A 12,613-nucleotide genomic window follows, 5' to 3' on the forward strand; every position below is an offset into this window, starting at 1 on the left:
CGGCAATCGCGACGCAGGCCGCGGTGCCGTCGGGTGCCGCACCGGGTGGCCGGCATTCGATGCGGACGACGTTGCCGCAAGCGAGGACGCATCATGAAGGCCGTCCGGAAAGGCCGTCGCCGCCCGCCGTTGACGCGCGAGTGGCTGCTGCCGCTGCCGCCCGCCCATGTGCGCGACATCTCGCTGAAATGCCACATGGCGCTCGTCGCGCTGCGCGGCGAGCACGGCAGCGAAGCGTTGCTCATGCGACTGCGCACGAGCGTCTATCTGGTGTTCCTCGCGCTCGACGATGCGGTATTCCCCGATGCGAGCATCGACCTCTGCGTCGACGCGGAGCGCGTGCTCGACGCGAGCGTGGCGCGCGCCGCGCAAAACGGCGCATGGACGCTGCACGACGACGAATGCGCGGTGCTCGAGCGCGTGCTTGCCGCGAACGACGCGTGCGTCGCGACGCTCACGCGACATCGGCTCGCCGAGCTATGGAACCACGTCTGCACGTTTGCGTCGGCCGAACAGCCGGCACTGGTCGCGCACGCGGCGGCGAAGATGCGGGAGCCGGCCGTTCTGCATTGAGCGGCGGCCACGCGACGGACACCCGGGCCGAGTTTCATACGAGTCCCATTCACGGGGGGCTGACTCTTGCCGTCTAATGTCACGACAGGAGCCGAACGGGCTCGGTCGATGACGATCCATCCTCGCGTTTGCGACGATCGTGCGTGTCGGCGCGAACGCATTCGTTTCGGCCAGGAGGAGCGATGGCGCTATACAGGATCGGCGGCTATTTCACGTGCGGAATCGGCCGCGCATTCAGCGAGAACCTGCCGCCGGGCAGCGAAGTGAAGATCGCGGGTATCTATCGATGCACCGTGTGCGGCGACGAGATCGGCATTGCGAAGTGGCAGACGCTGCCGTCCGAGGAAACCCATCGGCACGATCTCGATCCGCCGTCCGACCCGCTGCTCGATCCCGGCCCGACCGCATGGCAGCTGATCGCGGCTGCGGAGTCGCGACACTAGGCCAGGCGAGCGGCGTGCGCATTCCGATGCGTGCGCGGATGCGCGGCGGCCCCCTTGACGAGGCCCGACAAAACAAAAGCGCCACGGAGCGAACTCCGTGGCGCTTCCTTGCTGCCTGCCTGCGCGGGGGCGTCAGCCCTCGCGCCGCGACACGCGCTTAAGCCGCCGTTGCCGGCTTCGCCGGCTTCTGCAGCTTGCCCTTGCCGGCGCGCTGGATTTCGTCGAGCTTGATCTCGACGTGGCGCGAGAACACGTACTCGGCCGGACGCTGCTTCGCGATCGAGATGTCCGGTGCGAACGGGCCGTCGGTCTTGATGCCCTTCTTGCTCACGCGCAGCGCCTTCAGCGGATGCGCGATCGTGTCCATCACGGCCGTGGCTTCGAAGCCGCAGTGGACCATGCAGTCCGCGCACTTCTCGTAGTTGCCGACGCCGTAGTTGTCCCAGTTCGTGTCTTCCATCAGTTCCTTGAAGGTCTTCACGTAACCTTCGCCGACCAGATAGCACGGTTTCTGCCAGCCGAACACGGTGCGTGCGGGGTTGCCCCACGGCGTGCACTTGTACGTCTGGTTGCCGGCCAGGAAGTCGAGGAACAGCGACGACTGGCTGAACGACCAGCGCTTGCCGCCTTCGCCGCGCTTCAGGATCTCGCGGAACAGGTTCTTCGTCTTGTCGCGGTTCAGGAAGTGCTGCTGATCCGGCGCGCGTTCGTATGCGTAGCCCGGCGACACGGTGATGCCGTCGACGCCGATCGGCTCGAGCGTGTCGAAGAACTTCGCGACGCGCTCGGGGATCGCATCGTTGAACAGCGTGCAGTTGATGTTCACGCGGAAGCCGCGGCGCTTCGCTTCCTTGATGGCCGCGACCGCCTTGTCGTACACGCCTTCCTGCGATACGGAATGGTCGTGCATCTCCTTGTCGCCGTCGAGGTGGACCGACCAGACGAAGTACGGATTCGGCTCGTAGTCGTCCATCTTCTTTTCCATCAGGAGCGCGTTCGTGCACAGGTACACGAATTTCTTGCGCTTCATGATGCCCTTGACGATCTCCGGCATCTCCTTGTGGAGCAGCGGCTCGCCGCCGGCGATCGACACGATGGGCGCGCCGCACTCGTCGACGGCTTCCAGGCATTCGTCGACGGACAGGCGCTGGTTCAGGATCGGGTCCGGATAGTCGATCTTGCCGCAGCCGTTGCACGCGAGGTTGCAGCGGAACAGCGGCTCGAGCATCAGCGCGAGCGGATAGCGTTTGTTGCCGGACAGGTGTTGGCGCATGATGTATGCGCCGACGCGGACTTGCTGGAGCAGCGGAATAGACAAGAGTTGTCCTCCTTAAACTTCGCGGGCGACAGCTTGCGTAAGCTTCGCCGGCAACTTGAATTCGACTTTTTCTTCACGGCCCGCCATCGTCGTGACATCGACGGGCCCCAGCGCGCGCAGCGCGCCGATTACATCCTCAACCATTTCCTCGGGTGCCGACGCGCCGGCGGTCAGGCCGACCGTCTGCACGCCCGCGAACCATTCGGGCTTCACTTCCGAGCCGTCGGCGACGAGATAGCTCGGCACGCCGCTTTCGGTGCCGATCTCGCGCAGGCGGTTCGAGTTCGAGCTGTTCGTCGCACCGACGACCAGCAGCACGTCGACCTGGCCGCTCAGTTCGCGCACGGCGGCCTGGCGGTTCTGCGTCGCGTAGCAGATGTCGCGCGTGTCCGGGCCGACGATGTCGGTGAACCGGCGCTGCAGCGCTTCGATGATGCCGCGCGTGTCGTCGACCGACAGGGTCGTCTGCGTGACGTACGCGGCCGGCGTATCGACCGGCAGCGTCAGCGTATCGACTTCGGCCTCGCTCTGCACGAGGATCACCTCGGCCGGAATCTGGCCGATCGTGCCTTCGACTTCCGGATGGCCCGCATGGCCGATCAGGATCAGCCGGCGGCCCGCCGCGACGTACTGGCGGCCCTGCACGTGCACTTTCGTGACGAGCGGGCAAGTGGCGTCCAGCACGTCGAGCCCGCGCGTTTCGGCGTCGCGTTCGACCGTCTGGGCGACACCGTGCGCGCTGAAGATCGCCACGGCGCCGTGCGGCACCTCGTCGAGTTCCTCAACGAATCGTGCCCCTTTATTACGCAGGTTTTCGACGACATGCCGGTTATGAACGATCTCATGACGCACATAGACCGGCGCGCCGTGCTGTTGCAGCGCGCGATCGACGATTTCGATCGCACGGACAACCCCCGCACAGAAGCCGCGGGGCTGGGCAAGGATGACTCGCATAAGTGAGCGAACTCCGACGACAGACGCCGGGGTTCGAGGAGCTGGCACAGCTCGCTCGCCCCGGCTTGATGTTATGAAGGCAGGAACGAACCGGCCAGGCCAGGCCCCGGAACCCCGAATTAGTCGCGCATTTTAACCCTATCGGGCCGTCCGTGCTCTGGTCCTGTATACACCGTGTTGCATCCGTAGCCGAACCGCGTCGGCGCTCGCGCGCGCGGAACCCGGTAAACTGCGCGGTTTCGCGGGCAGCCGGTCCCGGCTGCCCGCCGTCGCGCTCATTTCAAGGCCATTCGATGACCGTCGATTCTTACGCGTATTGCCCTGCTGCCTGTGCGGTCATGGGCGTTTCTACTCCGACCCTGATTATGGTCGAACGATCGCGCGCTGCCGCCGGTCGGGCGGCTCGCACCGGTGTCCGGCAGGAGGCTTGCCGATGATGCTGGCGATTACCTTCCTGGTGTCCGGCCTGTCGTTGCTGATCTGGATCGTGCTGCTCGTCGCGCGCGGCGGCTTCTGGCGCGCGCGGCCCGCGCGGGCGCTGCCGCCGCAGGCGCGCGGCGCGGCGGCAGAGGCGGGCTGGCCGGCCGTCGTCGCGGTCGTGCCGGCGCGCAACGAGGTCGACGTGATCGCGCAGGCGGCGACGTCGTTGCTCGAGCAGGACTATCCGGGCGATTTTCATCTGATCATCGTCGACGACCACAGCGACGACGGCACCGCCGACGCGGCCCGTGCGGCCGCGCTCGCGATCAACCGCGCCGAGCGCCTGACGGTGCTGGCCGCGAAGCCGCTGCCGGCCGGCTGGTCGGGCAAGGTATGGGCGCAGTCGCAGGGCATCGCGGCGGTGCGCACGCTCGGGTTGCCGGCCGACTACCTGCTGCTGACGGATGCCGACATCGGCCATCCGCCCGACGCCGTCGCCCAGCTCGTCACGCGCGCGCAGGGCGAGCAGCGCGATCTCGTGTCGCTGATGGTGCGGCTGCGCTGCGATTCGTTCTGGGAAAAGGCGCTGATCCCGGCGTTCGTGTTCTTCTTCGCGAAGCTCTATCCGTTCTCGTGGATCAACAATCCGCGCAACCGGACGGCCGGCGCCGCGGGCGGCTGCATGCTGGTCAAGCGCAGCGCGCTCGAGGAGGCGGGCGGCATCGAATCGATCCGCGGCGCGCTGATCGACGACTGCAGCCTCGCCGCGCAGATCAAGCATCGCGGTAGCGGCCGGCATCCGATCCGGCTCGATCTGGCCGAGCGCAGCGTGTCGCTGCGTCCGTACGACAGCTGGCGCGACATCTGGAACATGATCGCGCGCACCGCGTTCACGCAGCTCCATTATTCGCCGCTGCTGCTCGCAGGCACGCTGCTCGGGATGACGATCATCTACCTCGTGCCGCCCGTCGCCTCGCTGGTCTACGGCGCGCGCGCGTGGCCGGCGTGGCTTGCGTGGGCGTCGATGTGCACCGCGTATGCGCCGATGCTGCGCTACTACCGGCGCTCGCCGCTGTGGGCGCCCGCGTTGCCGCTCGTCGCGCTGTTCTACGTCGGTGCGACGTTCGCGTCCGCGTGGCGCTACTGGCGCGGCAAGGGCGGCCAGTGGAAGGCGCGGGTGCAGGCGCCGGTGGAGCGTTGAACCGAGTGCCGCCGGCGCGTGCCGGCTGACCTCCGGGACTTCAAAAAACAGACAGCCCGATCGGTGCGAACCGATCGGGCTGTTTCTTTTGCGGCGGCGCTGCGCGTGCTTACCGCTGCGTCAGCATCATGTACATCTGGATCACGACGTCCGGCGAGAACGTGAACGGCACCCAGCCGTAGCCGGTGTGGCGCGCGACCAGCAGGCGGTCGCCGTTCGACTGCTTCTGCACGGCCATCGTCGGGTTCTTCGTCGTCACGAAGCGCCAGCCGGCCGGGATGCCGGGCGGCGGTTCCGGCTGCATCGACGCGCGCGCGTGCGCGAGTTCCTCGATCAGCTGGCCCAGTTGCTCCGGGTGCAGCGTGATCGACTGGCCGTTGACGGTCAGCGTCAGTTCGTTCTGCGACGGGCGAGCGACGTGCAGCGTCGCCTTGTCCGCGGGCGCGTTCGCTGCTTCGGCGGCGGGGGCGACTTCGATCGCGGTGTCGGCGGCGGTCGTCGCGACGACGTCGGTGACCGTGTCCGCCGACGCGGCAGCGACTGCTTCGACGGTTGCCGGTTCGGTGGTCTCCGCCACGGGCGCGGCGGCCTGCTCGACAACCGGTTCGACGACTTCGGCCGCGACGGCCGTCGCGGTTTCCGACGCGACCGCGGTCGTCGCCGCGTCGTTCACCACGGCTGCGACGAGCGCTTCCGCGTCGGCGATCGCCTTCGCGTGACGCTCGGCGGCCGCTTCGGCCTGCGCGATCGCTTCGCTGTGGCGTTGCGCGACGGCCTCCGCCTCGGCAGTTGCCTGCGCGTGGCGTTGCGCGGCCGCGTCGGCCTGCGCGATGGCTTCGGTGTGGCGCTGCGTGATGGCTTGCGCTTGGGCGGTCGCATCGGCGTGGCGCTGCGCGGCGGCTTCCGCTTCCGCGATCGCTTGCAGATGACGCTGCGCGAGCGCTTCGGCCTCGGCGATCGCGGCCGCGTGGCGTTGCGTCGCGGCCTCGGCTTCGGCGGTCGCATCCGCGTGGCGTTTCGCGGCGGCCGTGGCTTCCGCGGTGGCCGCGGCATGGCGCTGCGCGGCGGCTTCCGCTTCGGTCGCGGCGGCGTGATGACGTTGCGCGGCGGCCTCGGCTTCGGCGATCGCGGCCGCGTGGCGCTGCGACGCGGCTTCCGCATCCGCGTGACGCTGCGCGAGCGCTTCGGTCAGCGCGGTCGCTTCGGCGTGCCGCTGGACGGCGGCTTCGGCCTGCGCGGCGGCTTCGTTGTGGCGTTGGGCGGCGGCTTCGGCCGCGGCGGTGGCATCGGCGTGGCGCTGCTGCGCGGCGGTGGCGTCGGCGGCTGCGGCCGTGTGGCGCTGCGCGGCGGCCTGCGCTTCGGCTTCCGCCGCGGCGTGACGCTCGGCGGCGGCCTGGGCTTGCGCCGCGGCGGCGCGCGCGAACGCTTCCGCGCTGCGTGCCGCCTGCTGCGCGGCGTGGTGATCGTGAAGCAGCTGATCGACGCCCGCGTTGAGCGAATCGATCTGATCGTTCAGGTTCATGCGTGTCTTCTCTGCGTAAGACCCGCGATTTTAACCGCTGCGCCGGTGCCGGTCCGTCGGTGACGTGTAACAAAATGCGCAAAGCGGCGTGAAGCACGCCGCGTTGTGCTATTTCAGGTAGCCCGCCGAGCCGAACCAGTCGAGCGCGTCGCGCAGCCCTTCGCGGTACGGACGCGCGCGGTAGCCGAGCTCGCGCTCCGCCTTCGCGGACGTGAAATACATCTTGTTCTTCGACATCCGCAGCCCGTCGACGGTCACGAACGGTTCCTTCTTCGTGAACTTCGCGACGGCCTCCGCGCCGAGCGCGAGCGGGTAGAGCGGCCAGCGGGGCAGCGCGATCGTCGGCGCCTTGCGGCCCGTCATCTGCGCGATGTCGGCCAGCATCTGCTGCAGCGGCAGGTTCTCGCCGCCGAGGATGTAGCGCTCGCCGATCCTGCCGCGCTCGAGCGCGAGAAAGTGGCCGTGCGCGACGTCGTCGACGTGCACGAGGTTCAGGCCGGTATCGACGAACGCGGGAATCTTGCCGAGCGCGGCTTCGACGATGATGCGGCCGGTCGGCGTCGGCTTCACGTCGCGCGGGCCGATCGGCGTCGACGGGTTGACGATCACGGCCGGCAGCCCTTCGTCGGCGATCATCCGCTCGACCGCGCGCTCGGCCAGCACCTTGCTGCGCTTGTACACGCCGATCGCCTGCTCGGCGGTCAGCGGCCGATTTTCGTCGGACGGATCGCCGGCGCTCGTGACCTTCAGCGTCGCGACGCTGCTCGTGTAGACGATCCGCTCGACGCCTTCGGCACGCGCCGCGCGCATCGTCGCGACCGCGCCCTCGAGGTTCGCGCGCTCGATCTCGTCCGGATCCGGTGCCCACAGCCGGTAGTCGGCCGCCACGTGCAGCAGGTAGCGCACGCCGCGCAGCGCGGCGCGCATCGACGTCTCGTCGCGCATGTCGCCGGTGACGATCTCGGCGTCGAGATCCGCGACGTTCGTGCGCGGGCTGGTCGGGCGCACCAGCACGCGCACCGCATAGCCTTTCTGCTGCGCGATGCGTGCGACGGCCGAGCCGACGAAACCGGACGCGCCGGTGACGAGAACGAGATCGCGGGAGGTATCAGTCATGCGTTTCCTTCAGGGCCGCGCGCGGGCGGCGCGGCGGTTGTGCGTCGGCGAGATTGTACGTGGTCGGCGCGCACGGCGACGCGAGCGCCGCGCGGGCGGCCGCACCGGGCGGAGGAGGATGGCCGGCGTGCCGGGCGCGTGTATGAAGCGGCCGACGCGACTACAATGCCGGGCTTGAATGCAACAGGAGGGCGACGCGATGAGCCGTAATGAACTGGACGAACGGATCGAGACCTACTACGTGCGGGTGCGCGGCGTCGTGCAGGGCGTCGGCTTCCGTCACGCGACGGTGCGCGAGGCGCATGCACTCAAGCTGCGCGGCTGGGTCGCGAATCTCGAGGACGGCAGCGTCGAGGCCATGATCCAGGGCTCCGGCGCGCAGATCGACCGGATGCTCGCGTGGCTGCGCCACGGGCCGCCGGGCGCACGCGTGACCGAGGTCACGTTCGAGGAACGTCTGATCGAAAGGCGCTTCGATCGCTTCCAGCAGCAGTAAGGCGAAAACAACATGACGGGGTATCCGGAGGCCGGGCGCGGCATCATGCTGTCGGTGCTGGCGTCGACGCTGTTCGCGCTGATGTCCGCTTACGCGAAACTGCTCGCGCCGCTCACGGGGCTCGACATCTTCGCGTGGCGCATAGTGTGGACCGCACCGGGCGCGCTCGCGCTGATCGCGCTGCGCGGCCGCTGGCCCGCGCTCGTCGAGCTCGTTCGACGCAGCGTGCGTAACCGGCGCCTGCTGATCGCGCTGCCGGCGAGCGCGGCGCTGCTAGGCCTGCAGCTGTGGCTGTTCCTGTGGGCGCCGTTGCACGGGCGCATGCTCGAAGTGTCGCTCGGCTATTTCCTGTTGCCGCTGACGATGGTGCTCGTCGGCCGCTTCTACTATCACGAACGACTCGATCCGCTGCAATGGGCGGCGGTCGCCTTAGCAGCGCTCGGCGTCGCGCACGAGGTGTGGGCGACCCGCGCGTTCGCGTGGCCGACGCTCGTCGTCGCACTCGGCTATCCGCCGTATTTCGTGCTGCGCCGCCGGATCAACGCCGATTCGCTGGCCGCGTTCGCGGTCGAGATCGTGTTGCTGTGTCCGGTCGCGCTCGCGATGGTGTCGACGAGCCCGACGCCGGTCGCCAGCCATCCGCTGCTGTGGGCCGCGCTGCTGCCGGGGCTCGGCGTGCTCAGCACGCTCGCGCTCGCGAGCTATCTGAAGGCCAGCCGGATGCTGCCGATGGCGCTGTTCGGCATTCTCGGCTACGTCGAGCCCGTGCTGCTCGTCGCGGTGTCGCTGCTGCTGCTCGGCGAGACGCTGAGCGTCGCGCAGCTCGCAACGTACGCGCCGATCTGGGTCGCCGTCGCGCTGACGGCGTGGCACAGCACGATCCTGATGCGGCGCCTGCCCGCGCGTCGCTGAGGGTCGCTGAGCGCCATCTCCCGCCGCACGACGGCCGCGGGGAAACGGCCTGCGCGCCCCGCGTTCGGCGAAGTCGAATCCTCGATCCTGGCGTCGAACTGGCGCCGCACGGACGTCACGCTGGCCGCGTCGCCAGCTTCGTATCGTCAATGTGTCGCGCTCGGGCGATCGGGCGCTGGAGCGCCGCGGCGACCGGCGTCGCGTGCGCGATCGTGCTCGGTTGCGCGGGCTACAAGCTGTTCTCGGGGCTGCCGGTGCCGGAAGGGGTGCTCAAGCGCGATCTCGCGCTGCCGCGCATCGTGAGCTTCGCGGCGCTCGCGTGGCTGATAGCCGACTGCGTGCGCTACGGCTGGATCGCGCGCGTTGCGCAAGCGGTGCAGCCCGTCGTCGCGGTCGGCCGGCGCGGCTTGATCTGCTTCGTCGCCGGCGCGGCGATCTCGCTCGTCATCGATTCGCTGCTGCATCCGGTTGCGAACGGCGCCGAGCTGCGGCATATCGGCGTGGGCCTCGCGGCCGACGCGTGCGCGGTCGGGCTGATGATGGCCGTGGCCGGGTCGGGATCGTGGTTCGCGCGCTGGCGCGGCGCGGCCGCATGAGCGGCACGGGAGCGCGCGCAGGCGGCACGCAAGGGCCCGCGCGGCGTTGGTGCGCTCAGTGAGGTGAGCCGATGCGGGAGCGGGGGACCGCCGTCGCGTCGTCGGATTCTGCGTCGTCGCGTTCGTCGGACTTCGGATCGTCCTGCTGCGCGAGCACCGCGTCGGCTTCGGCCGCGGCCCGGGCCGCGCGCAATGCGGTGCAGCGCTGCGCGTGCCGGATGTCCGACAGTATCCTCAAGAGCCGAGTCGTTTTGCTTTTCATGATCTTCTCCCGCCAGTGCGCACCGCGATGGAACGGTTGCGCCGTTGCAACCAGTGTAGGACGTGCTGGCCGCGCCGGCGGGAGAATGTGGCGTGCACGCCGCACGCCGAGGGATAGTACTTACTGAGCCGAGGCCATCGCCTGCGCCTGCACCGCTTCTTCCTCGCGGCGCTCGTCCGCGCAGCGCTGATGCTGGCGCGACAGGCGGTTCATCATCGGCAGCAGCAGCAGCGCCAGCAGCATGCCGATCGCGGCGAGCCAGCCGAGCTTCTCGAACAGCGACAGATAGAGCGGCAGCGATTCGGTGGCCGGCAGGTCGTGCGACGGCATCTGCGCGAAGTTCGCGACGACGCTGCCGAGGTACTGCGACACACCCGTCGCGACGAAATACGCGCCCATCATGAAGCCGCTCATGCGCGCCGGCACGTAGCGGGCGATCATCGCGAGGCCGAGGCCGCTCACCAGCAGTTCGCCGAGCGAGTAGAGGCCGTAGCCCCACACCATGAACCACGACGACACGCGACCGTCCACCGCGTAGCGGCCGCTGATCGTGAACACCAGGTAGCCGGCGGCCACCGCGCCGAAGCCGAATGCGTATTTCGCCGCGACCGGCAGGTCACGGCCGCTCTTCGAGAACGCGTTGTAGATCCACACGAGCACCGGGCTCAGCATCATGATCCAGATCGGGTTCAGTGCCTGGAACTGCGCGGCGCTCCACGTGAACAGCGTCGTGCCGAACAGGATGAAGCGCGGATCGACGTTGCGCAGCGCGAACAGCGTCAGCGACGTCGACATCTGCACGTAGAAGATGAAGAACAGGATCACCTGGCCGATCAGCACCAGCGCGGCGATCAGGCCCGCCCGCTCCGAACGCTCCGACTTCGCGATCATGTACGCGAAGATCGCCAGAATCGCGAACGCGGCCGCCCACACGCTCGCGACCGCGAGCTGCTTGTGCTGCAGCACGTACAGCGTGATCAGCGCGAGCGCGACGCCGCCTGCCGCCACGCCGCCGAGGCGCTTCCAGCGGATCGGTTCGTCGTCGGGCTGCGAGCCGATGTGCGCGAGCGTGCGGTGCATCAGCATGAAATTCAGGATCGCGAACAGCATGCCGCCGCAGCAGACCGCGAACGCGGTGTGCCAGCCCCAGTGATCCTTGATCCACGGCGTCGCGAGCATCGACACGGTCGAGCCGATGTTGACCGCCATGTAGTAGATCGTGAACGCGCTGTCGATGCGCGCGTCGTCGCCTTCGTAAATGCGGCGCACGAGGTTCGCCGCGTTGGCCTTGAACAGGCCGTTGCCCACGACGATCACGCCGAGCGAAGCGTACATGTACGCCAGCGCGTCGTTCGGCACCGCCAGCATCAGGTAGCCGGCGCACAGCACGGCCGCGCCGATGATCATCGTGCGACGGGCGCCGAGCACCTTGTCGCCGATCCAGCCGCCGATGGACGGCGACGCGTAGACGAGCGCGGTAAACGCGCCCCAGGTCAGGTTCGCATGGCTGTCGGTGAAACCGAGCCGGTCGACCATGAAGAGGACCAGAAGCGCGGCCATGCCGTAGTAGCCGAAGCGCTCCCACATTTCGATGAGGAAGACCGTCGTAAACGATCGGGTTTGTGAAACAGGTGCGTGCATCATCAATCTCGTTTCAAACGGACGGCGCGGATCGCGCGTCGCCTTGGGGTCGAACTGGCGCCGTAGCACGAGGGCCGGGTAGGCTTTGCGTCGGCGATGGAGCAGTCGGGCGGGTTAGCCCGGGCCGGGGCCGGAATCCGCCCGATATGGCGGCGCGCGGCCCCGACCGGCGCGCGAATGGTAACGTTTGCCGGTCCGGTGCGTCGGGTCCGCGCCACTCAGGGAAACTCCCAATATGGCAGCAGCTTTCACGAACATTTGTCTCATTATTTACTTGTAAGCTTTGCGCCCGTCCTCCGCAAATTCCCGGAGAGCCCCTTGCAGCGTGCCTGTGAAGCGGGCGAGTCTGGCAAGATAGCGCGTCGTTTCGCACGCTTCGTGCCCTGTTTAGTGCACCGGGCGCGACACCGAAGACGTGTGCGAACCTGAAGATTAAGCTATCTCGATTTAACTTAGTTACTTTCCATCAAACATTTTTTGACGACCACTTTTCGGCCTGCTATGGTTTCCCCCACTGAAAACTCGCGATCGGCAGACGCTGCCGCTCTGGGCAGCAAGATTCGCGCGTTGCGCCAACGACTCAAGCGCACGCTCGACGACACCGCTACCGCCGCGGGTATTTCGAAGCCGTTTCTGTCTCAAGTCGAGCGCGGGCTCGCGTCGCCGTCGCTGACGTCGCTGGCCGGCATCGCACAGGCGCTCGGCGTGACGGTGCAGTACTTCGTGGATACGCCGAGCGAGGAACGCTCGGTCTGCAGAGGCGAGCAGTTGCGCTTCTTCGGATTCGCCGATTCGGCGAACCTGTTCGCGAGGCTGACGAACGTGTCCGAAGGGCGTCAGCTCGAGGCGATCCTCGTGCGGTTGCCGCCGGGGCAGAAACGGTCGGAAGTAACGACGCATGCAGGAGAGGAGTTCCTGTATGTGATTGAAGGGGAAGTGTCGCTGACGCTGGAAGGCAAGACCTTCGTCCTGCAGGCCGGCGACAGCTCGCACTATCAGTCGACGGTCCCGCACAGCTGGGTCAACACCGCGAAGATCGAGTCGGTGGTGGTCTGGGTCGGTACACCAAGGCTGTTCTAACGCACAGGTATTCCTTCGTTTCAGAGACGGAATGCCTGTCGAAAGAAACGTAAGGAATACTAATATGCAATACGAGAAC

General features: G+C 67.9%; 12 protein-coding genes and 1 pseudogene. 7 read left to right on the top strand and 6 right to left on the bottom strand.

Features of this window, described 5'->3' with window-relative positions; genetic code table 11:
* The first annotated feature begins 93 nt into the window (after positions 1-93).
* Positions 94-573: a hypothetical protein gene (locus SB786_RS16535; RefSeq protein ID WP_410728377.1), complete on the top strand. Its 480-nt coding sequence runs from the start codon at positions 94-96 to the stop codon at positions 571-573.
* A gap of 182 nt (positions 574-755) precedes the next feature.
* Entirely contained in the window at positions 756-1,016 is a 261-nt protein-coding gene (locus SB786_RS16540; protein ID WP_410728378.1) for a hypothetical protein, read from the top strand.
* A gap of 157 nt (positions 1,017-1,173) precedes the next feature.
* On the opposite strand, the gene hpnH is transcribed toward SB786_RS16540, so the two are convergent.
* Together hpnH and ispH are read right to left on the bottom strand one after the other, a co-directional pair.
* Entirely contained in the window at positions 1,174-2,334 is a 1,161-nt protein-coding gene (gene hpnH, locus SB786_RS16545) for an adenosyl-hopene transferase HpnH (RefSeq protein WP_410728379.1), read from the bottom strand.
* Between the two features lie 12 nt (positions 2,335-2,346).
* Complete coding sequence (gene ispH, locus SB786_RS16550; protein ID WP_410728380.1) at positions 2,347-3,288, bottom strand: 4-hydroxy-3-methylbut-2-enyl diphosphate reductase; 942 nt, start codon at positions 3,286-3,288, stop codon at positions 2,347-2,349.
* A 433-nt stretch (positions 3,289-3,721) separates the two neighbouring features.
* Between ispH and SB786_RS16555 the strand changes: the two genes are divergently transcribed.
* Entirely contained in the window at positions 3,722-4,909 is a 1,188-nt protein-coding gene (locus tag SB786_RS16555; protein WP_410728381.1) for a glycosyltransferase, read from the top strand.
* Between the two features lie 109 nt (positions 4,910-5,018).
* On the opposite strand, the gene SB786_RS16560 is transcribed toward SB786_RS16555, so the two are convergent.
* Together SB786_RS16560 and hpnA are read right to left on the bottom strand one after the other, a co-directional pair.
* Entirely contained in the window at positions 5,019-6,431 is a 1,413-nt protein-coding gene (locus SB786_RS16560; protein WP_410728382.1) for a phage tail protein, read from the bottom strand.
* A 108-nt stretch (positions 6,432-6,539) separates the two neighbouring features.
* On the bottom strand, positions 6,540-7,547 hold the full coding sequence (gene hpnA, locus SB786_RS16565) for a hopanoid-associated sugar epimerase (RefSeq protein WP_006760929.1): 1,008 nt from the start codon (positions 7,545-7,547) through the stop codon (positions 6,540-6,542).
* 199 nt (positions 7,548-7,746) lie between these two features.
* Here hpnA and SB786_RS16570 point away from each other — a divergent pair, with 199 nt between their 5' ends.
* From SB786_RS16570 to opgC, 3 genes and pseudogenes are all read left to right on the top strand, one after another.
* Positions 7,747-8,043: an acylphosphatase gene (locus SB786_RS16570; RefSeq protein ID WP_410728383.1), complete on the top strand. Its 297-nt coding sequence runs from the start codon at positions 7,747-7,749 to the stop codon at positions 8,041-8,043.
* Between the two features lie 12 nt (positions 8,044-8,055).
* Positions 8,056-8,955: an EamA family transporter RarD gene (gene rarD / locus SB786_RS16575; RefSeq protein ID WP_410728384.1), complete on the top strand. Its 900-nt coding sequence runs from the start codon at positions 8,056-8,058 to the stop codon at positions 8,953-8,955.
* Positions 8,956-9,110: 155 nt separating this feature from the next.
* Positions 9,111-9,551: pseudogene (opgC, locus tag SB786_RS16580) on the top strand (OpgC domain-containing protein); the annotation flags it as partial.
* 55 nt (positions 9,552-9,606) lie between these two features.
* Here opgC and SB786_RS16585 read toward each other — a convergent pair.
* Both SB786_RS16585 and SB786_RS16590 read right to left on the bottom strand, forming a co-directional pair.
* Positions 9,607-9,813 carry a hypothetical protein gene (locus SB786_RS16585; RefSeq protein WP_006760925.1) on the bottom strand — a complete coding sequence of 69 codons (207 nt, stop codon included), beginning with the start codon at positions 9,811-9,813 and terminating at the stop codon, positions 9,607-9,609.
* Positions 9,814-9,933: 120 nt separating this feature from the next.
* Complete coding sequence (locus SB786_RS16590; protein WP_410728385.1) at positions 9,934-11,457, bottom strand: peptide MFS transporter; 1,524 nt, start codon at positions 11,455-11,457, stop codon at positions 9,934-9,936.
* Positions 11,458-11,955: 498 nt separating this feature from the next.
* Between SB786_RS16590 and SB786_RS16595 the strand changes: the two genes are divergently transcribed.
* Positions 11,956-12,534 carry a cupin domain-containing protein gene (locus tag SB786_RS16595; protein ID WP_006753630.1) on the top strand — a complete coding sequence of 193 codons (579 nt, stop codon included), beginning with the start codon at positions 11,956-11,958 and terminating at the stop codon, positions 12,532-12,534.
* Positions 12,535-12,613 lie beyond the last annotated feature (79 nt).

This window comes from Burkholderia sp. SIMBA_062 (assembly GCF_046534765.1).
In the GTDB taxonomy this organism is placed as follows: Bacteria; Pseudomonadota; Gammaproteobacteria; order Burkholderiales; family Burkholderiaceae; genus Burkholderia; species Burkholderia ambifaria.